General features: G+C 60.0%; 28 protein-coding genes. 10 read left to right on the forward strand and 18 right to left on the reverse strand.

The genetic code is table 11. From position 1 onward, the window contains the following. The first annotated feature begins 91 nt into the window (after window positions 1–91). Complete coding sequence (locus tag VHN57_RS09365) at window positions 92–985, forward strand: SDR family oxidoreductase (protein WP_026109644.1); 894 nt, start codon at window positions 92–94, stop codon at window positions 983–985. Window positions 986–1,092: 107 nt separating this feature from the next. Here VHN57_RS09365 and VHN57_RS09370 read toward each other — a convergent pair whose 3' ends face one another. Further along, the gene (locus VHN57_RS09370) at window positions 1,093–1,527 is read right to left on the reverse strand and encodes a DUF3597 domain-containing protein (protein ID WP_026109643.1); all 435 of its coding nucleotides are present in this window, start codon (window positions 1,525–1,527) and stop codon (window positions 1,093–1,095) included. Between the two features lie 125 nt (window positions 1,528–1,652). On the opposite strand from VHN57_RS09370, the gene VHN57_RS09375 reads away from it, so the two are divergent. Then, window positions 1,653–2,225, forward strand: a complete 573-nt coding sequence (locus tag VHN57_RS09375) for a DUF4142 domain-containing protein (RefSeq protein ID WP_017503310.1) — start codon at window positions 1,653–1,655, stop codon at window positions 2,223–2,225. A gap of 227 nt (window positions 2,226–2,452) precedes the next feature. Here VHN57_RS09375 and VHN57_RS09380 read toward each other — a convergent pair whose 3' ends face one another. Next, window positions 2,453–2,803, reverse strand: coding sequence for a response regulator (locus VHN57_RS09380; protein ID WP_375188349.1), 351 nt, complete (start codon window positions 2,801–2,803; stop codon window positions 2,453–2,455). Beyond that, window positions 2,804–3,100 (reverse strand): hypothetical protein, encoded by a 297-nt coding sequence (locus VHN57_RS09385; protein ID WP_017503308.1) that lies wholly within the window; start codon window positions 3,098–3,100, stop codon window positions 2,804–2,806. Between the two features lie 47 nt (window positions 3,101–3,147). Between VHN57_RS09385 and VHN57_RS09390 the strand changes: the two genes are divergently transcribed. After that, window positions 3,148–3,543 (forward strand): hypothetical protein, encoded by a 396-nt coding sequence (locus VHN57_RS09390; RefSeq protein ID WP_423283686.1) that lies wholly within the window; start codon window positions 3,148–3,150, stop codon window positions 3,541–3,543. A 16-nt stretch (window positions 3,544–3,559) separates the two neighbouring features. Here the strand turns inward: VHN57_RS09390 and VHN57_RS09395 are convergent, their stop codons facing one another. The 6 genes from VHN57_RS09395 to VHN57_RS09420 are packed head-to-tail and all read right to left on the reverse strand — an operon-like array spanning window position 3,560 to window position 7,894. After that, window positions 3,560–4,372, reverse strand: a complete 813-nt coding sequence (locus VHN57_RS09395; RefSeq protein ID WP_066213739.1) for an IS5 family transposase — start codon at window positions 4,370–4,372, stop codon at window positions 3,560–3,562. A gap of 34 nt (window positions 4,373–4,406) precedes the next feature. Beyond that, complete coding sequence (locus VHN57_RS09400) at window positions 4,407–5,114, reverse strand: catalase family protein (protein ID WP_423283688.1); 708 nt, start codon at window positions 5,112–5,114, stop codon at window positions 4,407–4,409. 28 nt (window positions 5,115–5,142) lie between these two features. After that, window positions 5,143–5,325: a hypothetical protein gene (locus VHN57_RS09405; RefSeq protein ID WP_026109641.1), complete on the reverse strand. Its 183-nt coding sequence runs from the start codon at window positions 5,323–5,325 to the stop codon at window positions 5,143–5,145. Window positions 5,326–5,334: 9 nt separating this feature from the next. Beyond that, window positions 5,335–6,117: an SDR family NAD(P)-dependent oxidoreductase gene (locus tag VHN57_RS09410; protein WP_026109640.1), complete on the reverse strand. Its 783-nt coding sequence runs from the start codon at window positions 6,115–6,117 to the stop codon at window positions 5,335–5,337. 11 nt (window positions 6,118–6,128) lie between these two features. Continuing rightward, on the reverse strand, window positions 6,129–7,319 hold the full coding sequence (locus tag VHN57_RS09415) for a zinc-dependent alcohol dehydrogenase (protein ID WP_017503305.1): 1,191 nt from the start codon (window positions 7,317–7,319) through the stop codon (window positions 6,129–6,131). After that, window positions 7,319–7,894, reverse strand: a complete 576-nt coding sequence (locus VHN57_RS09420; RefSeq protein WP_017503304.1) for an SRPBCC family protein — start codon at window positions 7,892–7,894, stop codon at window positions 7,319–7,321. The genes VHN57_RS09415 and VHN57_RS09420 overlap by 1 nt, the downstream gene beginning before the upstream one ends. Before the next feature lie 290 nt (window positions 7,895–8,184). Here VHN57_RS09420 and VHN57_RS09425 point away from each other — a divergent pair, with 290 nt between their 5' ends. The 3 genes from VHN57_RS09425 (at window position 8,185) to VHN57_RS09435 (ending at window position 10,410) form a co-directional block, all read left to right on the forward strand. Then, window positions 8,185–8,973 carry an alpha/beta hydrolase gene (locus VHN57_RS09425; RefSeq protein ID WP_017503303.1) on the forward strand — a complete coding sequence of 263 codons (789 nt, stop codon included), beginning with the start codon at window positions 8,185–8,187 and terminating at the stop codon, window positions 8,971–8,973. 160 nt (window positions 8,974–9,133) lie between these two features. After that, entirely contained in the window at window positions 9,134–9,784 is a 651-nt protein-coding gene (locus VHN57_RS09430) for a DUF6766 family protein (RefSeq protein WP_293922948.1), read from the forward strand. Window positions 9,785–9,897: 113 nt separating this feature from the next. Beyond that, window positions 9,898–10,410 (forward strand): hemerythrin domain-containing protein, encoded by a 513-nt coding sequence (locus VHN57_RS09435; protein WP_293922949.1) that lies wholly within the window; start codon window positions 9,898–9,900, stop codon window positions 10,408–10,410. Window positions 10,411–10,717: 307 nt separating this feature from the next. On the opposite strand, the gene VHN57_RS09440 is transcribed toward VHN57_RS09435, so the two are convergent. Beyond that, window positions 10,718–11,275, reverse strand: a complete 558-nt coding sequence (locus tag VHN57_RS09440; protein ID WP_051035826.1) for a PRC-barrel domain-containing protein — start codon at window positions 11,273–11,275, stop codon at window positions 10,718–10,720. Window positions 11,276–11,758: 483 nt separating this feature from the next. Between VHN57_RS09440 and VHN57_RS09445 the strand changes: the two genes are divergently transcribed. The 4 genes from VHN57_RS09445 (at window position 11,759) to VHN57_RS09460 (ending at window position 12,779) form a co-directional block, all read left to right on the forward strand. Next, window positions 11,759–11,962: a hypothetical protein gene (locus tag VHN57_RS09445; RefSeq protein WP_017503140.1), complete on the forward strand. Its 204-nt coding sequence runs from the start codon at window positions 11,759–11,761 to the stop codon at window positions 11,960–11,962. A gap of 86 nt (window positions 11,963–12,048) precedes the next feature. Beyond that, complete coding sequence (locus tag VHN57_RS09450) at window positions 12,049–12,306, forward strand: hypothetical protein (protein ID WP_017503139.1); 258 nt, start codon at window positions 12,049–12,051, stop codon at window positions 12,304–12,306. A 13-nt stretch (window positions 12,307–12,319) separates the two neighbouring features. Further along, window positions 12,320–12,490: a DUF2256 domain-containing protein gene (locus tag VHN57_RS09455; protein ID WP_375188345.1), complete on the forward strand. Its 171-nt coding sequence runs from the start codon at window positions 12,320–12,322 to the stop codon at window positions 12,488–12,490. 82 nt (window positions 12,491–12,572) lie between these two features. Beyond that, window positions 12,573–12,779, forward strand: a complete 207-nt coding sequence (locus tag VHN57_RS09460) for a DUF3253 domain-containing protein (protein WP_293922950.1) — start codon at window positions 12,573–12,575, stop codon at window positions 12,777–12,779. 7 nt (window positions 12,780–12,786) lie between these two features. Here the strand turns inward: VHN57_RS09460 and VHN57_RS09465 are convergent, their stop codons facing one another. The 8 genes from VHN57_RS09465 to VHN57_RS09500 form a co-directional block, all read right to left on the reverse strand. Continuing rightward, entirely contained in the window at window positions 12,787–13,935 is a 1,149-nt protein-coding gene (locus VHN57_RS09465; RefSeq protein ID WP_026109610.1) for an extracellular catalytic domain type 1 short-chain-length polyhydroxyalkanoate depolymerase, read from the reverse strand. A gap of 315 nt (window positions 13,936–14,250) precedes the next feature. Then, window positions 14,251–15,156 (reverse strand): glycosyltransferase family 2 protein, encoded by a 906-nt coding sequence (locus VHN57_RS09470; RefSeq protein WP_293919451.1) that lies wholly within the window; start codon window positions 15,154–15,156, stop codon window positions 14,251–14,253. After that, window positions 15,156–15,737: an SAM-dependent methyltransferase gene (locus VHN57_RS09475; RefSeq protein WP_017503135.1), complete on the reverse strand. Its 582-nt coding sequence runs from the start codon at window positions 15,735–15,737 to the stop codon at window positions 15,156–15,158. Before VHN57_RS09475 ends, VHN57_RS09470 begins: the two co-directional genes overlap by 1 nt. After that, complete coding sequence (locus tag VHN57_RS09480; protein WP_051035824.1) at window positions 15,734–16,399, reverse strand: PIG-L deacetylase family protein; 666 nt, start codon at window positions 16,397–16,399, stop codon at window positions 15,734–15,736. Before VHN57_RS09480 ends, VHN57_RS09475 begins: the two co-directional genes overlap by 4 nt. Continuing rightward, the gene (locus tag VHN57_RS09485) at window positions 16,396–17,502 is read right to left on the reverse strand and encodes an acyl-CoA dehydrogenase family protein (RefSeq protein ID WP_017503133.1); all 1,107 of its coding nucleotides are present in this window, start codon (window positions 17,500–17,502) and stop codon (window positions 16,396–16,398) included. The genes VHN57_RS09480 and VHN57_RS09485 overlap by 4 nt, the downstream gene beginning before the upstream one ends. Further along, the gene (locus VHN57_RS09490; RefSeq protein ID WP_017503132.1) at window positions 17,499–18,548 is read right to left on the reverse strand and encodes a hypothetical protein; all 1,050 of its coding nucleotides are present in this window, start codon (window positions 18,546–18,548) and stop codon (window positions 17,499–17,501) included. Before VHN57_RS09490 ends, VHN57_RS09485 begins: the two co-directional genes overlap by 4 nt. After that, complete coding sequence (locus VHN57_RS09495) at window positions 18,545–19,465, reverse strand: glycosyltransferase family 2 protein (RefSeq protein WP_017503131.1); 921 nt, start codon at window positions 19,463–19,465, stop codon at window positions 18,545–18,547. Before VHN57_RS09495 ends, VHN57_RS09490 begins: the two co-directional genes overlap by 4 nt. Further along, window positions 19,462–20,568 (reverse strand): glycosyltransferase family 4 protein, encoded by a 1,107-nt coding sequence (locus VHN57_RS09500; RefSeq protein ID WP_017503130.1) that lies wholly within the window; start codon window positions 20,566–20,568, stop codon window positions 19,462–19,464. The genes VHN57_RS09495 and VHN57_RS09500 overlap by 4 nt, the downstream gene beginning before the upstream one ends. Window positions 20,569–20,588 lie beyond the last annotated feature (20 nt).

Below are 20,588 nucleotides of genomic sequence, written 5' to 3' on the forward strand. Positions count from 1 at the left end.
AACTGGATGGCTCTGCGGCTCGTAGTTTGCCGTGTCGCCTAGAACGGCAAACTGGACTGTCGTCCATCATCCCCATCAGCAAGGAGCGAACATGGCAGAGCGTCTCACCATGCAGGACCCGCGCGCACAATATCCCAAGCCCCCATTTCCCGAGCAGCCGCAACCGGTTCCCGGCATCGCCGCGAACATGGATCCCAAGCCTGATCATGGTGAGGAAAGCTATGCCGGCTCGGGTAAACTCAAGGGCCGCAAGGCACTGGTCACTGGCGGCGACAGCGGCATCGGCAGAGCCGCAGCGATAGCCTATGCGCGCGAGGGCGCCGATGTCGCCATCTCCTATCTTCCAAGCGAAGAGGAAGACGCAAAGACGGTCATCGCCCTGATCGAAGCAGAAGGCCGCAAGGCGGTCGCGCTGCCTGGCGACATTACGGACGAGAATTGGTGCCGCAAGCTCGTCGATGAGGCGGTGAATGGCCTTGGCGGGCTTGACATTCTTGTCATCAACGCTGGCCGCCAGCAATTTCGCGATGACGTGGAGGCCGTGAGCTCGGAAGATTTCGACCGCACGCTCAAGACCAATCTCTACGCCATGCACTGGATCACACAGGCCGCTGTGCCGCATCTTCCCGCAGGTGCGTCGGTGATCACCACCGCCTCCGTCCAGGCCTATGAGCCCTCTGCCATATTGCTCGATTATGCCACGACAAAGGCGGGCATCGTCGCTTACACCAAGGCTCTGGCCAAGCAGCTGATCGAAAAGGGCATCCGGGCAAATGTGGTTGCCCCCGGTCCATTCTGGACGGTCTTGCAATCCAGTGGCGGTCAGCCGCAGGACAAGGTCACCAAGTTCGGTGAGCAGAGCCAGTTCGGCCGCCCTGGTCAGCCGGTCGAGATCGCGCCCGTCTATGTGCTGCTGGCCTCGCAGGAGGGCAGCTATATCACCGGTGAAGTCTATGGCGTGACCGGCGGCGCAGGGATCGCTTGAAGCGAGTATGGCCCCGCGTCACCGCGGGGCCAACGTCCCGACAGATATGGTTCTGAGAGGTTAACGCCGGGCCGCCACCTCAAGAAGGAGCGGCACGGCCAGAGGCCTTAGTCGCGCAGGCTATCGGGAACCACGCCGCCATTTTCAGCGAGTTTCGCCATCACTGCCCTGTGCAGCGCGATATTCTGCTCTGCGCTGCCGTCAGCGCCCTCATGAACAGCCAGCTCGTCGGCCAGTTGCTTGCGCGCTGTAAGGCTGGAATCGAGATCGAGGAGCTTCAGCAGATCGACGATCGAACTTTGGTAATTTCCACCGCCGCCCCTAGCGTCGGCCATGGCCGAAAGGACCACGCCGACATCGACCTGCGGCAGCGAGGCTGCCTCAGGTGAGGCGGTGGCCGTGGCGGGCGACGCAGGGGGCGTAATGGCTGGCGGGGTCGGGCTGGCGGTCTGAACATTCGTGGCCGGTGCAGGAGCGCCATTGCTTGCCTTCTGGTCATCATGACCAAAAATCTTGTCTCTGATCTTACTGAAGATGCCCATGTTCCTGTCCTCCATGTGATGGTTCAATCATCACCAAACGGCGGGTGGCAAAGAAGGCTCCCATGGGAACGAGCTTGGACGCGGAGGGTTGACGTTCCGACAGAGGATGATCCGGGAGACGATCGATGAAAATGCAGTTCGCGACGGTGGCGATATCATTGGCAGCGCTGTTACTTGGCGGATGCGGCAAGAAGGTCGATACGACGCCCAACAACGCCGCGGCAGTGCCGATGAACAGCGTCAACGCCTTCGAACCGGCGCCGGTTGCGGAGAGCACAGGCCAGATGTTCGCCAATGCTGCAGCATCGAACGATACATTCGAAATCGAAAGCTCGAGATTGGCGCAAGCCAACAGCCAGTCGACGTCCGTCAAGAAATTCGCGGAGTCGATGATCAAGGCGCATACCGATTCAACGGCTAAGCTTGGCCAGGCTGCGAGCGCCGCGTCCCCGGCTATCGTGCCCAAACCAATCCTGACTTCCGAGCAGCAACAGTCACTCGATGCGCTCAAGGGCAAGAAAGGTGCCGACTTTGATGCCGCCTATATCGAAGCGCAGACCAGGGGACATCAGGAGACGCTCGACACGCTCAAAGCCTATTCGGCCAATGGTGACGTCCCCTCGTTGAAGGAGTTCGCGACCAAGCTTGTTCCCATCGTCACCGCACATCTCAACATGGCGAAGGGTCTCAAGTCCTGAGCGAAGGTTCCTTTTTCAGAATTTCTGCGTGTACGGACGGGCCATGGCGGTGATCGCCCATGACCCGGCTCCCTGCCCCTTCGATCTTGCATGAGGCAGATCGAAGGGGCTTTTGGCCCTGCCAGCAAATGCCGCGTCGAGGAAATCGCGCGTTCATCCTCATGAAGGCACCCGACACGCAACGCGGCGACGCCTTCATATTCTTACATCAAGAGCGCGGGCCAATCTCAGGCGGCCGCATCGCGGAGGATGCGAGATAATACCGAATACGGTTTATGGAGAAGCGGAAATCCGTGCCCGCTATATTCGGCCAGGGCATGGCCATAGCCGCTGGTGAGCACTATTGTCTTGTCGGGCCAGCGCGCACGGATTTTCTTGCCCAGTTCCACGCCATTCATGCCCGGCATGACGACATCCGAGAATATGATATCGACATCGTCGTGAGCGATTTCCAAAATGGCGATCACCTCGAGCGCATCGGCTGTCCGTTGGGTTACAAACCCCGGATCGCCAAGCAGTTGAGACGCAAATCGGCCGATCTGGTGGTGTCTGGTTATGATTGCCCATGGAGCAGGAATTCACGCGGCGCCTTTACGTCTCCGCGTTTCCCAACCCTTTTTCGCGGCAGCCGACCGGTCGGAAGCGCTCTGGCTGGAACCGCCTTTGCGTCCGCCCTTGCGCGAACTGTCATGATTTTCAGCCTTGCCGCGTCCGGAACCCGATTTGTTTCCGCCGCCCGATTCCTTATTGACCGTTGCCCAGGCGCGGCGCTCGGCCTCCTTGTGGGAAACGCCGCGATCCTCATAGCCCTCTTCGATATGGGCGGCCTTGCGTTTCTGCTTGTCGCTATAGCTCGACTTGTCACCTTTCGGCATCGCATCTCTCCTTATTCGGCATCGGGTAGCTGCGCATTTGACGGCTCATGGAAAGGGCAGCCGTTCAACCGCCCGCGCAGCTCGGACGACGCAGCATAGGCCACTTTGCGCGCTCGCATCACCGCACCGAGCGGACGATGCGCCTTGATCCCATGCCAAGGATTGAACGCTGTCTGATCGTCGAGCACCCGCGCTCTGCCCCAAGTCCAGCTCGGCTGTGGCGCAATGCTGATGACCGCGACCGCAACATAGGGATTGTCCTCGTCAGGCCAGGCAACCGACGCATCCTCGATCGGATTGGCAGCAAGATCACGGGCAAGCTGAACGCGTATTTCCCATTCACCGCCTTGCGCCGCCAGCAGGCTGGCAATCTCTTCGCGCAGCGCATCGTCACGACCGGCGATGTCGATTTCCTGATCTTCGAGCGCCTTGAAATTCTCTGAGAGTCGGTTTCGAAACTCACGCTGACCGAGCCAAACGGCGTAGCATGAGCATGGCGGCGGCGGCGTAGAGGAAGGCTGCGGCGGATTTGAGGGTGGCTTCCACGTCCTTGGCCAGACGGCGGTTTCGATTGACCCAAGCGAAGAACCGCTCGACCACCCAGCGCCGAGGGAGGACGACGAAGCCGGACTGCCCGGCGATCTTGCTGACTATCTCGACGGTGATGCGGGTCGCCTCGGTGACACGGTGATGGTTATAGCCGCCATCGGCCCAGACCTTCTCGATGAACGGGAAGAGGCCGCGCGAGATTTGCAGCAACGCGCCGCCGCCATCACGATCCTGGACATCGGCGGTGTGCGGCTCGACAAGCAGCGGCCTGCCGTCAGTATCGACCAGAGCATGGCGCTTGCGACCTTTGATCTTCTTGCCAGCATCGTAGCCGCGCGGTCCGCCGCTCTCGGTGGTCTTGACGCTCTGACTGTCGATGATGGCTGCGCTTGGCGAGGCGTCCCTTCCGGCTCGCTCGCGATCGAGCGCGACCAGCGCATGGTTGATCCGCTCGAACAGGCATTCGTCACGAAACCGGGCAAACCAGCGGTAGACCGTCTGCCACGGCGGGAAGTCCTTGGGCAGCAACCGCCATGCAATCCCGCCGCGCAGAACGTAGAAGATGGCGTTCACGATTTCGCGCATTGGCCATTGCCGTCGCCGCCCCGTCGTGCGCGCCTCGGGAACAAATGCCGCGATCAGCGCCCACTCGGCATCGCTCAAATCCGTCTGGTAACGCTTCGAAACACGCGTATGCTGCACGCGGGTGGCTGGGGTCCACATCAAGATCTCCGGGTTGTCTGCAAAACCCCCGGAATCACACGAACCTCAGCCGCTCAACCCCTTTCGAAACGGCCTCTGAGAGCGGGACGACGCCAAGTTTGGCGATATAGTCGCCATAACGGATCGGCGCCTGGGTGAAGAAGCTCTCGCCAAGGGGGTGGGTGTGGCGATGGCCGCCAAGCTGTTCGAGCAAGGCACTCTCCCCGCCCAGTGCTTCGACGCCCTTCTCGGCCGTTCGAAAGACGGCAGATACTGCCTTCTTGAGTCCTTCGACCTTGTCGGTGGTCTTGGCGAGCAGCTTCAGGTTCGCGAGGAACTTCTTTGGACCCGGGGTCGGAAAGGCAACACCATTGGCGAACAGGAAGTCCTGTGTACTGTCGCCTTCGCTCCCTGCCAGCCGCTCGCCTTCGACGCCGACGAGCTTGATGGCAAAGCCACGGATCAATGAGACGCTGTCAGGCAATATATCGCCAGCACCAGTGGATATTCTTACCAAAGCATCAAAGCTCTTCGGCTCGGCAAAAACGCCTTGCGCGTAGTGAGGCGGCAATCCTTCAAGCACGCGAACGCGCGCCTGAAGGAGGGCATGGCTCTTGGCATGGACACCGCGAAACCCGTGGCCCAGATCACGATATGTGGTCTCGATGATCTGGCGGAAAGTGTCCGCCAGTTCGGCATTTACGTCCGCCTCATCCTGGTCAATCCGCTCGATGTCGGTCGTATAGGGGATCGGGCTGCTCATCGGGCCTCCGGCGATAGTTTGAAACATCTCAATCCGGGCGCGCGTTGTCGCGATCCTCGGCCGGATAATCCTCGGGTTTTACCGTGCCGACATTGGGCCGGTCCTCCACCTTTTCGGAGGGTTTCCCCTTGGGCCGATCATCCTCAGCCTCATGGTCCGGACGGGCATCGCCGAGCGGTCCTCGCGCTACTCTACTGGTATCCTTGGACATTCTGGCCTCCTATTGCGCACTGCCGGGCTCAGCCATCTTGCGATGCTGCTCAGCCAAAAACGATTGTCGCACTATACCCGCTGCTGCGACCTGCAGCTTGTTCGAAAAGCCCGAAACGATATGGCCCTTTCCCGCCAAGAGCGCGTCCCAGCCATCCTTTGCAACCTTGGCCGGATCGGCCTTGTTGTCGTCGGCACCCACTGAAGTGTCGGTTCCCAGGCCGGCGCGGTCGAAAAATTCCGTATCGGTCACGCCGGGCATCAGCGTCGTCAGCGTGACGCCCTCATGATCCTTGAGTTCATTGCGCAGCGCTTCGGTGAAATTGTCGATGAAAGCCTTGGTGCCGTTGTAGACCGCGTTGAAGCTGCCGGGGATGAATCCAGCGATCGAGCCAGTGACGAGGATCTTTCCCGCATCGCGCGCCACCATCGGACTGAGCACCTTGTGAAGGAGGTAGATGGTCCCGGTGATGTTGGTGTCTATGACATGGCGCCAATCGGATAGCTGCTGGTCGAGAAACGCATGTCCCAGGCCATGCCCGGCATTGGCGCAGAGCAAGTCCACCTGTCGCCCGCCGGCACGATCGAGCAATTGATCGACGCCCTGTACGGTAGAAAGATCGACCTCGAGCGTATCGACCGCGACACCAAAACTTGCGAGTCCAGCCGAGGCATCGGCAAAGGGCGTGTCGGCAACCACGAGGAGATCATAGCCATCTGCGGCCGCCAGTTTTGCCAATTCAGCGCCAATCCCGCTGGACGCGCCGGAGATGATTGCGAATTTACTAGCCATGTCTTTTCTCCTCACGCCGCAACGCGATCAAAGGCGGGCTTCAGCACGATCTTGGTCACTTCATTCTGCTGGTCGTGGAACATCTTGTAGCCCATGGGAGCATCCTCCAGCCCCATCCGATGCGAAATGAGGAAGGTCGTGTCGATCTTCCCTTCGACGATCGCATTCAAAAGTGCGGGCATATAATGCTGGACGCTGGTCTGGCCGGTCTTGAGCGTCAGCCCTTTCTCCATGAAGGCGCCCAGCGGGAATTTATCGACAAAGCCGCCATAGACGGCCGGCATGGAAACGCGGCCGCCCTTGCGGCAGGCATGGATCGCCTGTCGGATCGAATGGGTTCTGTCGGTACCAAGAAACATCGACGCCTTGATCTGATCGACCACATTGTCGAGGAAGAAGCCGTGCGCTTCGAGGCCAACGGCGTCGATGACTGCGTCGGGACCGATGCCGCCAGTCATCTCCATCAGCGCCTCATATGTCTTCGTTTCTTCATAGTTGATGGTTTCCGCGCCGAAGCGCTTCGCTAGCTCAAGGCGATGCGGGAAATGGTCGATCGCGATCACCCGATGCGCGCCCATCAGGAAGGCGGACTGGACCGCGAACAGGCCGACCGGTCCGCAGCCCCAGACCGCGACGGTGTCGCCCGGCTCGATATCGGCATATTCGGCCGCCTGCCAGCCGGTTGGGAGAATATCGGAGAGGAAAAGGACCTGGTCATCATCCAACCCATCGGGAACGACGATCGGCCCGACGTCGGAAAATGGCACACGGACATATTCGGCTTGCCCACCTGCATAGCCGCCGGTCAGATGGCTGTAGCCGAACAGTCCGGACATTGGTTGGCCATACATTTCCCGGCCGATATCCTGATTGTCGGCGGGATTGCCGTTATCGCAGGCGGAATATTGATGCTTGCCGCAATGGTAGCAGTTCCCGCAGGCGATGGTGAAAGGCACCACGACCCGCTGCCCCTTCTTCAACGTCGATTTTGCACCGGTCTCGACCACTTCGCCCATGAACTCATGGCCAAGGATGTCGCCGGCTTTCATGGTCGGGATGTAGCCATCATAAAGATGCAGGTCCGAACCGCATATGGCGGTCGAGGTGATCTTGATGATGGCGTCGCGCGGATTGAGGATTTCAGGGTCGTCGACGGTATCGACGCGGACATCATGCTTGCCGTGCCAGGTTAGCGCGCGCATCAGTTCTTCTCCTCGGCAAATTGCTGTGCTGTGCGGGCGGCAGTGGCGACCTCGCCGGTTTCCATGAGCTGCTTGAACCGCCGCAGATCGCGCCGCGCCTGAATGGCCGGTTCGCGCTGGAACATCTTGGCGACGATCTTGCCGATGAAGCCGGCGGGCGGATCATAGGTGATGGTAGCCGTGACGATCGTGCCGCGCTCGCCCGCGTCGCGAAATTCGATTCGACCGCTATTGGGGACGTCAGCGCCTTCGACAGAAGCCCAGGCGATCAGCTCACCGTCTATCTCTTCGGTGATGACCGCGTCCCATTCTACGGTCTTTCCCGCCGGCGCCTTCACCACCCAGTGGGAGCGTCCAGCGGCGAGGACGTCCACGCGCTCCACATTCTCCATGAAGCTGGGCAGCCGGGTGAAGTCGCGCCAATAGGCAAAAAGTTCGGTGCGAGTGCGATTGATGGTCACGGACTTGCCAATGAGGCTTCCATGATCCGCCCCCTCGATTGCGGTTGAAGCCTCTTTCTTCTGCTCGTTCGACTTTGCAGTGGCCGCAGGGGCATCGTCTGTCGCATGACTCATGGGCATAGCTCCTTGGGCATGGGAAATAGGCTGCGCCAACATGGATGGGCGCAGCAAAAGCGAGCCTTGGTCTCGCCGCTACTCAACGCGACTGCCGCAGCAATAGTCCCATAAACACGGGGATAAATCTTATTGATGGAGATCAGTGTTGGAGCCACAGCGGGCGCCGGGTTGCGCGATAAACGGCCGCACGAGGGTCTTCAGGCGTGAATGCCCTGCTCTCTGGCACTGGAACGGACGGTAGCCTGGACCGTTCGCCTGGGCGTCCCCCACCAGTCGAGGAGTGATCCATGAAAACCGTGATATTCGTCCATGGCATGTTTCAAAATCCTGTCAGCTGGCGCAAATGGACCCACTATTTCAGCGAGAAGGGCTATGAGTGCGTGGCACCGGCCTGGCCGCTTCACGCAGGAAACCCACTCGATCTGCGTGAGAACCCGCCTGAAGGTCTGGGCGACCTTCGCCTTCGCGAGGTGATCGAAGCGGTCGAGGCCCAGGTGCGTCGTTACGACCTGCCGATCATGATCGGTCATTCGGTCGGCGGGCTCATCACCCAGATCCTGCTCAGTCGCGGATTGCTGTCGAGCGGCGTTGCCATCAATTCGGTCGCCCCCAACGCAATTATCGATCTCGATTGGGGCTTCATCAAAAACAGCGCGATCATCGCAAACCCTCTGAAGGGCAATGCGCCTGTGCTCATGGACGAGAAGACCTTCCGTGATGCGTTCGCCAATAGTTTGAGCCCACCGGACGCAGCAGCCGAATTCGAGGCGACGGCGACGCATGACAGCCGCAACATTCTGCGCGATTGCATGGGCGAAGATGGCCGGATCGATCTCGATGCGCCGCACGCGCCCCTGCTGCTGATCGGCGGTGAAGAGGATCAGATCATTCCCGCACATCTTAGCGAGAAAAATTTCAGGGCCTACACGGACGTAGCGAGCCTGACGGAGTTTCTGCCCTTCGCCGGCCGCAGCCACTATATCTGCAATGAACCGGGCTGGCAGGATGTCGCGGAAGCCGCCTACCAGTTTATCGAGCCCAACAGCGCCGCAACCAGCGCCGGCGCGATCATCTGATAGCCCCCGCCGGCCCGAAGGCGAGCGCCGTGCGAACCGGCGCAGACTTGTCCATTCGACCCCGGACCGCTGCACCCGGGGTGTTACGTGGCAATCTTTACCGACGGTCCGCGAGCCAGCAAGCCGTCACCCAAAGGATCATGAGGATTGGAAGATGGTCATGGTGCGGAACAACGGACTGACGCTCGTCCTGCTGTTGTTGTTTGGGGCGAGCATTATCGGACAATGGATCGCGGGCTGGCATGTTCAGGTCGAAGATGCGCACCGTCATGGCGAACAGGCGCTTTCGCTCAGCGCCTACAGCTTCAGCCCCGAATTTCTCTCCAGCGTCTTTGAGAATTGGGAGAGCGAGTTCCTGCAAATGTCAGCCTATGTGGTGCTGACCGCTTTCCTCGTCCAGCGCGGTTCGGCCGAATCCAAGGACCCGGACGGCCCGCCGCGAGACGCAGACCTCGATCTCCAGGCGAGCAAGCCCGGTGCACCGAAAATCCTGCGATGGGGGCCAATCTGGCGCGCTCTCTATGCGCAATCGCTCGGCCTGGCTCTGGCCGCCCTTTTCGTCATCTCTTTTGTCATCCACTGGAGCCAAAGCGCCAGGGTGGCAGCGCAGGATGCAATAGCACATGGAGAACAGCCGCTGACAACGATAGCCTATCTCGGCGATCCTCAGCTTTGGTTTGAATCCTCCCAAAACTGGCAAAGCGAATTTCTCTCGACTGCCGTTCTGGTGCTTCTATCCATTTTTCTGCGCCAACGGGAATCGCCGGAATCCAAGGCTGTAGCAGCCCCTCATAGTCAGACGGGCGAGTAAGCAGATGTGGATGGCTCCATACTCCCGGCCTCCTTCCTTTTTGCGAGTCGTTAGCGAGGAACCATAATTGGTGCCGACTGCTTCATTGGCCATCACCCCATAGGAGAATTAGGATGGCCGAGCCGCAATTCACCGATGCGATCGCCCTGTTAAAGGCCGACCATCGCAAGGTCGAGGATCTGTTCGAGAAGTTCGAGAGTGCCAAATCCGCAGACCGCAAGCAGGCGCTGGCGCACGAGATTTGCGTCGAGCTCAAAATCCACACGCTCATCGAGGAAGAAATCTTCTATCCCGCCTTCCGCGGGTTGATCGAGGACGACACGCTCGACGAAGCCTATGTCGAACATGATGGCGCCAAGGTGCTGATCAACGATTTGGAGGCCGGGTCGCCAGACGACGCTTTCTACGATGCAAAGGTCAAGGTGCTTTCGGAAGAAATCAAGCATCATGTCCATGAGGAGGAAATGCCGTCGGAGGGCATGTTCGCTCAGTGTCGGAAGACGGATGTCGATCTTGTGGCACTCCGCGACGCGATGGCTGCACGCAAGAAGGAATTGCTTGCGCAAGCAAAGGCAGACGGGCTGCCCGCTGCAAAGCCGACAGCTGTGAACCTGCTCGCAGCCTAATCAGCCGGTAAAACGCAATGGGCCGGCGTCTGAAAATGGCGACGGCTCATGTCTTGCAACCGCCATCCGACGCGATCCTTCACAGGAGCGGTCAGCCTCTCCGTGTAGCAAGACTCCGCCTGAAGAGCGCTGGCGACATCTCCCCCGATATACTTGCAGATGGCGCTGGCGAGTTCCAGGCCGTCCCCGGAAATTGGGGGAAGGATATGTTACAGCAGCAATGCCCCTTTCCGCCATGTCGAGGCCGCGATCTGCGCTCACATTCCGGCACAGATATGGGCGGTATCGTAAAGGTCGTGAAGAAACCTCATTTGCTCCGCCTCTCGTCAAACTCCGCCGGTGCCGCGGGCCATTCTCCCTCGGGAAGCGGTGCCAAACGATCGAACCACGCGCGTGAGCGCAGCAGGGTCAGCCGAGCACTGGCAAAGTTCATATCCGTCCAATCCACAGCGCGAAGCTCTTCATCCACGCCCGCCCAACCGCCAGACGCAACCACGACGTAACTTACCCTGCCGCTCTCGCAGGACACGAGGGCTTCGACTGCATGTCCGATTGTCTCGCCTTCAGCATCAACGACCGGCATGCCAGCGACGCTCGTCGCGGTGAAAAGCGTTGGATAGAGGGACCGCTGGCTTGCCAGGGTGGCGGACTTACCGCCATCTTCATAGGCGCGCTGCTTGCCAAGCCAGCGCCAGACGCCAATGAGATTGACCAGAGTTAGAAATCCGTTGGTGGCAAGCAGATTCGTCTGTCCCGAAGAGAAACCGACTATCGACCAGGCGATCGATCCCAAGGTGAAGACCCCGAAACCCCAGCCCGTGACGCGTGCGCCCAGATTGGCTGCGGTCATCATGGCCGCAATCATGGTGGCGGCAGGGGCAATCCAACCGGCGAGATCTTCCAACTCTGGTAGCTCCATGATCAATAGGTGAGAAGCGACCAACGCGAGGCGGTCTAGCTGGTGCCGGATCGAAGGCAGATTTCTGAGATTTCTCTTTGCATATACGGCGGCAGCGGTTTTGCCGAGCAGGGGCCGTACCAGGCCCGCGAGAATAAGCTCCGCTGGTGGAAGGGGCATTTGGCGATGGTCGCGATCAAAAACGCTCCGAACAATTCATAACACGGCGCCCAACGCCTGAGCGCTCCGTGTATGACTCGCGTAATTCCGGTGCCAGTGTCGATCGGCGTTCCTGCGCAAAGGTAACTGAGGGTCATAAAGCAGGAGATGGCGCTAGTCCGCTTCAGTCGATGCTGCGCAATTGGCGATCTGCCTCGTACGCATCAGTCGATAACAGTGGAACCTCACGCGATGTCGCGCGCTCCTCTGATCTCAACAAGGAAGCAGGTTATGATCACGGAAATCATCGGTGCGGTCATAGGGTCCAAGCTGGACCAGCGGGACGGCGACAGCGGCGCGAAGGGAGCCGTTATCGGTTACTTCATGCCGCGCATTGTCGGTACTGTGGTAAAGGTCGGTCTGCTGACCGCCATTGGGTACGGCGTTGTGAAAGCTGTTCAGGGTTTCGAGTCAGAAAATGATGCAAACTGCTGATAGCTTGGCAACAGTGCTGCGCTGAGCCATTCGCCGGAGGCACGCGCTGCCGATGTACGGAGTGTCAAATCTTCGAGGTGGTGGTCATGGAAGAGGATTATGCGCGTGGCCGCCGGGATGGTCTGAGGCTGGCCCTGTCGATCCTGGCGGCAGAAGAGGCGAAATGGGCAGCTCTGCTGGGCGAGAGCCGATCATGGCGAACCAACGTCACGCGTGAGGTTCGGCACAAGACATTGCAGGTTGCACAACAGCGGCTGCGTACTGCGCTAAACCGCCTGACGCCCAAATCCGACCAGGCCCTGGACCCCGAGGTCGCTCGGGCACTCGAGGAGATCGGGCTCTAATCCTGATCCTGTCATGACCCACCACAAGCTGAAGCTTTCCTGGAAAATCTGCACTGGCTGCGGACCCTCGTTCATCTGGCGCACGAGATGGACGCGGTATTGGGCGCGGGTAGATTCTGTTCCGAGCGTTGCTGCCCGCCTGGCACCGCCTCAGGCCGGGCACCATCCTTACCTGACCCGATGACCTCTGACATTGCCCTTGAGCGGATAGAGAATGCGCGAAACAAGGTTTTACATTTGCTCGCCGCCGCACGGGCCAGGCGACAATCTGTCCAAGCGAGGTCGCACGGATGGTTGCCGGTAAAGCGAACGCTGATCCCAAAGGGCCGTCGTGGCGTGAAGAAATGCCGGTCGTCCACGCCGCAATCGATCAGCTAGTAGCCGAAGGGTTGGTCGAACTGAGTTGGAAGGGAAAAGTCATGGCGTCGCGCGATGGTCCCTATCGGATCGGCCGTATGCAACCCATGAGGTGAAATCTGCTCAGCGCATGAGGCCCGCAGCCCGGAGCGCATCGTGGATGACTTTTTCTACGCCTGCCTTCCCTGACATGGTCGGGCATGAAGGTTCGGAGGGCAACGCTTCCAATCGATTTACCTTTGATACCGGCAGACTCGGTGTGCCCTCCCGAGCTTTGCCGACCGATTGCGCGACAGTGCGCTCCGTGCCAGCTATTAACAGGTTCCAGGACGATGCGATCCTGCGAGTGGATGAGATACCCGCTTCGAGCATATGCGGCATTGCCATGCCGCAAGCATCCGGCCCGCTCGTGGAGAGTGGTGTGCCGTGGCCCATCTTGGCAATGCGATAATCCTCGATAAGCGGGCGTCCGACTGCATCGTTCCAGGAGCGCCTGCGGTGGCCCGCTATCTGCTCTGAAACGTCCGGTGCCGGCTCAAGACCGTGGACCGACAACCACTGAGCAAGAATTGCCTCTGCATTGGAACTGCTGACTGTCGCATCGGCGCTGCCGTGCCATATCGAAATGCGTGGCCAGGGGCCGGAATGGGCCGACGCGCGACGGACCCGATCACCCAGATCCTCCGCGTCGAAAGCTCCACATCCGCGCATGGTTTCAAGCGCCTGCGAGATATTCGACGCCAATCCGTACGGCAGGCCGGCGATGATCGCGCCGCCCGCAAACAATTCCGGGTAGCTGGCAAGCATGACAGAGGTCATTGCGCCCCCTGCTGAAAGACCTGTCACGAATATGCGCGACGGGTCGACCCCATGGCTATTCACCATCGCCATGATCATCTGTCGGATGGATAGCGCCTCGCCCAGATCGCGGCCATTGTCTGTGGGAGAGAACCAGTTGAAACAGAGATTGGGGTTGTTTGCGCGTCGCTGCTCTGGAAATAGCAGCAGGAAACCGTGCTCATTTGCTAATTGTGACCAGCCCGCGCCGCGATCATAGCCTTCGGCGGTTTGCGTGCAGCCATGCAATATGACGACCAGCGCCGGTTTCTCAGCAATCTTCTCGGGCACATAGATTTTGGCGTTCAACGCGCCTGGGTTGGTCCCAAAAGCATCGAGGTCCACCAGGCGACTGGGACCAGCGGATAGAGCCTGGAGCGAGTGGCTGGCTCGCATGGCTGCCAATCGGGCGATTGTAGCGGATAATCTAGACATACGAAAATCTCCTATCCTGCAACAGCAGCCGTTCACTCGCGACAATTTGTTTATGCTGCACCGCACAATATGGGGGAGTTCGGCCAGCACGCAAGGCGTGGCGCCCTGATCTTCATAATATCGAGAGCAATATATTTGTCGGCATATTCATGGAGGCGCGTCGTGCGAGCTAAGTTACGAACATGAGATAGGAGCGAGCGGTTGCCCGGCGCGGTCCGCGACTCCGCGCGCCAGGCCATGACGATACGCAATCAGTCTTGCTAGGCAGGAAGATGGCTTCGGCGCCATTCCACCCCAACGTAGGGCAACCGCCAGTCACTTGGGCGAAATGTCAGCCCTCTGTTCGGCATGGTGATAGTTACGGCTTTGTTCTGATGTCCAGTCTGCCGGTTCAACCTTTGAGCCCATCATCTCGGCTCGTGTCGGTGCGCGAAGCTGGACAAGCTTATCTCCTTGGCGCTGCACGATGCCCAGACGCTCAAACGCTTCAAGCCAGCCCTCCATCGGCCAATGCTTCCAGCGCGCATGGAAGCGCCGTGCATTTCGTACAATATCATCGAGATGCTGCAGCGGTGGATCATGACTGTCATGATATTGGTGACAGGCTATGGCCTCACCGACAAATAGCAGCTTCAGGCCAGCTGCCACTGCTCTGAACCCGAAATCCGTGTCTTCAGCGCCGTAGCCGATGAACCCTTCATCGAACCCGCCCAGCGCCTGGAACGTCGAGCGCCGCAGCGCGAAGGCAAGCGACCAGAACAGTCCGGCATTAGCCTCTTCTCTTAAGCCTTTGTCCGGAAATAAGCGCACCGGATGCGCGCGACCGCGCTTTAGCAAGTCTGTCTCGTTCCAGCAGTCGCGGGCATCATCTGGGCCAAGATAACGGATATCCGCACATAGAAGGGCATCATATTCGCTTAGGGTATCAGCCAGGATCCCAATGCACTGTCGCATGGGGATGCAATCGACATCCAGAAACACGAGCCTGTCATGACTGGCCAGCGAAGCTGCTCGATTTCGCGCCGCTGCCAGCGGGAGGCCGTTGGCCTCGAATTGATCAATATGCACGCGAAACTGAGCCGGTGGCAATGTGACCGGTTCATCGCTCATATCGACGACGATCAGTTCATTGGGTTGACGATCACTCCGCTGCAAGCCGGCTACAAGCTGCGCCAGATGCAGGCTACGGTTGCGAACGATGGTGAGGACGGAAACGCCCATTAGCAGCGTTTCCACAGGTCTAGTCGATATGTGTCGTGCCGTTCGGCCAGCTCCACTTCGAAATTCGAACCGAGTTCGGTCCAAAGAGCCTCGACCGCCTCGTCGCCACTATGAGGGTAATCAGTCTCTCCGGTATAATGGACAAGGATTATACGGCCGCCGGCAGCAACCTGATCGCGCAACCATTCACCTGCCCGATCAAGATCTACAAGGTCCCAATAATAAGCGACCTCGGACAAAATGACGAGGTCGTAGCCTTCGCCATCCGGTGTATCGTGCGGAAAGGCCATCTGCGCGAGCGTGACGCCAGGACGGTCGCCCACCCGCTCTCGCGCCTTTGTGAGCGCCTTGGTGCTGATATCGATTGCCAGCAGGCTATCGCACATTGGCGCCAAATGGCTGGTCAGAACACCATGGGCACAGCCGATCTCAAGCGCACGGGCATATCGGCGGTCCGCCAGGACATCATGGGTATGGGCGAATTTGGCGGCTTCATATTTGCTGGATGCAAGATCCCACGGATCATCATTTGAGGCGAATATGTCATCGAAATATTCCGCCTTGAGGCTGGTGACGGTCATTGTCGATCCCTTCTCAATGTCAGTATGTCCCGTGCGGGCATGCGCAGCTTCTCGCGCGGGAGCCTGAAGCCATCGCCCATCATCGGCGACATCTGGCTGCGATGCGCCAAAAGCGCCTGTCGCCTGCGTCCAACAGCCATGGAAGGCGTCGCAATCCGTCGGGCAAAGGGCGGCGGATCGCTCCACACATGATAGGCGAACAATGTGACTGGCCGCTTTGCCCGGCGCGTCGCCGCCTTCGCAAGTCGATAGGCGGCGACATGGTCGCAATGCGTTTCGCTGTAGTCGGACACTGCAATCGCATCGATCCGGCGCCAGCGGATGAACGCTGCCAGTCTATCGGCATCTCGGCTGAAAATCTGGCTATCGACAGGATGGGGTTGGGCATCGCGCCACCCCATCCAGATCGCCGGGGCGGCGGCAGCATTTAATCTCCCAATGGCGTGCCGGGCTTCCTTGCGCCGGGTGATCGCAACGCGCGGCGTACCTTCGGGGTGCGATCCCGCCCCGTCGGTCAGGTAGACGATAGCGCCTAATCGATCTCTGGCGGCGCAATGCGCTATCAGCGCGCCGGCCCCCAGCGTCTCATCGTCAGGATGGGGTGCCAATATGAGCCAGCGCGCCTGCGACCAGCGGCTGCGCGAAAGAAGCTCGGTGTTCACCACAAGCGTTCGCCCTCAACCCAGATATCGTGGTCGAGAAGTGCCTTGGCGGCCTCATCGCGGGCATGATCTGGACCTGCCTGCCGCAGATAGAGAGATAGGTCGCGGACGATCTTGTCAGCACGTTGCCCGTCTAGGGCACTTTGTGTCCCGAGGATCCGCGCGGCGGCCTCCATTACAATGAACCCGGCGTCCTCGACGACACCGCGTGTCATCCGAGCCACGGCGACGGCATCGTCATGACCAGATGCGAAACGCTGTGCAGCTTCCGCCACCCAGAAGCCAGCGGTTCGGACAGCAACGGTGGCATCGGCGAACCGCGCGCGCTGGACAGGATCCTCGCGCGCCGCGTCGCGCATGGAGCGACGAATTTCTGTGACGAGCGCTTCAATTCCACCAAGCTGCGCGGCGCAAAAGCGCCATGCCCCGGCGGTAAAACGGGGATCCTGGTCATAGTCACCTGGCTTGCCCAGCAGCATGTCAGGTTCGACCGTTACGTCGTCCAGCACATAGCGTCCGCTCACGCTCGCGCGCATGCCTCGTACACGCCATCCTGACAGGTCCGCGCGGACTTTCTCATCAGCGCGAACAATGACGAGCCGACGGTGCTCGCCTTCACTCGCGGCCGTTACAAGCGCATAATCAAGCCCCCCAGCCCCGCTGGCAAATATCTTCTCGCCAAGTAGCGAGGGAACAGTCTCTCGCGTCAATCGGACGCCGGGAGATGGCTCGGTCGCCCAAACTCCGAACCATGCTCCGCGATCGAGGGCATTTGCCAGCCAGCGGAACTGATCGGGCACCCCATACCATTCGAACAGGGACAAAGCGTTGACATGGCCTTCGTAGAGCCGAGCAATGCTGAGATCGCCGCGTCCCACTTCGCGCAAGGCCTGCGCCATCGCACGGCAGCGCGCTGCCTCGTCTTCGAAGGGAAGGCCCCCGCATATTTGGGGGGCAAACCAGCGATGGTGCCCGCTTTCGATCAGGGCCGACATGCTCTCGCAGGGGAAGTTGGGTGCCGCATCATAGCGCGCGCCCAATATTGCCAGCCGATCGACAATATCGATCGTTCCGGGGTCCTGACTTTGGATATCGGGGATCACGTAGCACGACTCCTGTCTGCCGGCGATGTGCCGGCAAGGTCATTCAACCAGCGGGCGATGGGTTCGGCTCCACCTGTGTCCATCAGGCAGTCGGGCCAACATCTGGCGCGCTCGATCGCCTGATTGATCATTCCCGGCCAGTCGCCTGCTGGCGGCCATTCAAAGCATGCGATCGCGCCACCTACAGCCGAAAGCTTTTCCGCCTTCGATACCTGTTCGTCAAAGGGACGTGGTTCGGGCACGCAGATGAAGGGACGACGCGCGCTCAATACCGCGCTGACAACGCCGTCTCCCCCACCCCCGATAACGACCGCTGAGGCTGCGATCTGTGCATCGGCATCTTCGACCCATCCCCGTAATTCCAGATTGTCCGGAAAGGATGCAGGCGCCGTGCAGGGGCCAATGATGCGAAACTTACGCTCGGGTGTCGCACGGGCAATTTCGGCCCATCTATTCCCGTCAGAAATGCCGCCCCCTCGCCCAAGGACAATCAATACGTCGCCATCACGTTCAATTGCCTCGCTGCGCGCTGATCGGACAATGCCAGGAGCGTAGATGGTCTTTTTGCGGATCCAGCCGGGGATTTCATCATCGTCCAAAGCTTCATGGAAGGGGGCAAGCAGAGCAGTTGCCCCGCGGAAGGCTTCAAGATGTGCAGCATCAAGTCTTCTGCCGTTCAAACGGACATAAACAGTGGGCACGGATGCGAGACGGGCTAGCATTGCCACCTCGGCCGATACGTCTACCACTATCAGGCGCGGCCGCGCCTGCGCGATCCAGGCTGCTATCAGTGCGGTGCGCTGCCGGATTCCCTCATGGTCCAGCGGAGCATAATGGAGCGACAAAGGCCGCTGGGAGCCGTCGATACCCCAGAACCCATCATCGAGGCGGTCATCAGGCAGTTCAAGACAGGGAAGGCCTTCAGTCCGGGCCATCAGCCCGGTCCCCAGCAGCGTGACGCTCCCCAGCGACCGACAAAGTGCGATCGCGCGTTGACGGTGACCGTCGCCATGATGATGGACGTAATAGCCGATCGGGCGGCTCATGAGATAGCGGCCGGCCTCGGAAGCGGCATGTCACAGGGCAATGCAGGCAGGGTGCGTTCCGCCTCTACAAATGCCGCTGCGCTCATTTCGCGCCTGGCCTGAAACCGCCATCGTGCGCGCGCCTCCCAATGCGATAAAGCGGGGACGAAAGGTGTGTCTCCCCTCTGTGCGCAGCCCAGCCATTGCCGCATATCAGCCGACATGCCGCCATCGGCGCGCCCCACGGTGCGGGATGATGCCCGCGTCCATACGGCATTGGGGTGAACCAGTTTGCCGCCCACTTCGATCGCTGCTTCGACCAAGGCACGGTCCTCTCCTGTGCGAAGGAGTGGCACGCGGCCTGCGCGGATGTAAAGATCTGCCGATAGCGCAAGGCTCGCGCCCGTATGATCGCCATGCCGGGGCGGCATGTCCCAATCAACCGGATCGATCGCATCCTCGATTGCGCGCACCGTCCGCCAATAGGCCTCGAAGCGACGACGCAGCGAAAATATTTCCGGTGCTTGAGCGGCCTCCAACTCATCCAGTTCGATCCGGCCGCCAATGATCCGATCCAGGGCGAAATGCGCAAGGTTGGCATCGACCCAGTCTGCCGGAGGCCGGCAGTCAGCGTCTGTAGAAATCAGCATACCACGCGGGCCCACTAATTCGGCGCCAAGATCCATCGCGGCACGGCGAGCAGACCCGGCGTGCGCAAGGACGGGGTCGAACTCTCGCTGGATCATTTTGAGCGGGAAGCGGGCGTTGAAGCGCTGCGCGGCGTCGAGTGCGACGGCGTATGTCGCATCTTTGCTGTTATTGACGCAGATTGCGACAGCGAAGGGCGCCCCTGTTCCCTGCCGGGCCAAGGCTTTGATCAGGCGGCCGATATGCTCTGCCTCGTTGCGGGCCGGTACACAGATACAGACCTGCGTCATGCGACATCCGCGACAGGTGGGAGCCCAATATCCGGCGCATTCGGGATCGCGATCGGCGCCATCGCAAGATGCCGATACAAAGCCTCATATTCGTCGACCATGCGCCGCGAGCAGCAATAATGCTCGGCATATGCCCTGCAGGCGCTGCGCTCGAGTAGCGAGGCGGCAAGTACGGCCGATGCGAGAGAGGAAATATTGTCCGGTTCAGCGAGAACGCCGCAATCGGGCGTCAGGAGCGCAGGCAAGCCGCCACGCGCGAATGCGGCGACAGGGGTACCGCAGGCAAGCGCTTCAGCCACGACCAGACCGTAAGGTTCTTCCCAGCGCGGCGTGCAAAGGGCGGCGACGGCACCGCCTACAAGCTTGGACAACGCGATGTGAGAAAGATGCCCGACATATTCGACATCCCCTCCCAATCGGGGCGCGATGAGCTTATCGAAATAGCCCTGGTTCGAGATCGGTCCCGCGATCCGCAAGGGCAACCCCGCCAGACGCGAGGCGTCGATCGCATAATCCAGTCCCTTCTCGGGAACAATCCGGCCATACCAAATGAGATAGGGCTTCTGGTTGGCAATGGGCTGGTAGGGAAAATGCCTGAGGTCGATACCATTGGGAATGACGTGGTGGGCATGCGCAACATGGCGCCACATCGCGGCCGTCGCTTCGGAGACCGCCACATAGGTCATTGGTCCGCGATTGAGCCTGATCCCGCTCTCGAGCCAGCAGAAGGGCGGCGTATGGAGGGTGGTGACGACGGGGACCGACAATGTTTCGGACATGCTGACCGGCAGATAATGCAGGGAATTGTTGTGAATGAGGTCAAATGAGCGTGACCGCAACGCAGTCATCAGGTCCAGATAAGCATGGTGTTCACGAAAGAAGGCGACATCGTTCGCCTCGTCAATACCGGTCTCGAGAAGCGACGTTTCCTCGCAGATCGCTTCTAGCCCCAGACTTGGGTCGGATCGCGTCGAAGCGAAAAGGGTGACGTCATGGCCCCGTTCCCGAAGCGACCGGGCAAGGATATGCGTGTGCATTTCCAGACCGCCAGCGAATGGCTCGCCGATAGCATATTTCAGATGGGCTATGATGGCGATACGCACTCCACGCTCTCCCAGCGACG

This window comes from Sphingobium salicis subsp. salicis (assembly GCF_049472635.1).
GTDB classification, from domain to species: Bacteria; Pseudomonadota; Alphaproteobacteria; order Sphingomonadales; family Sphingomonadaceae; genus Sphingobium; species Sphingobium yanoikuyae_A.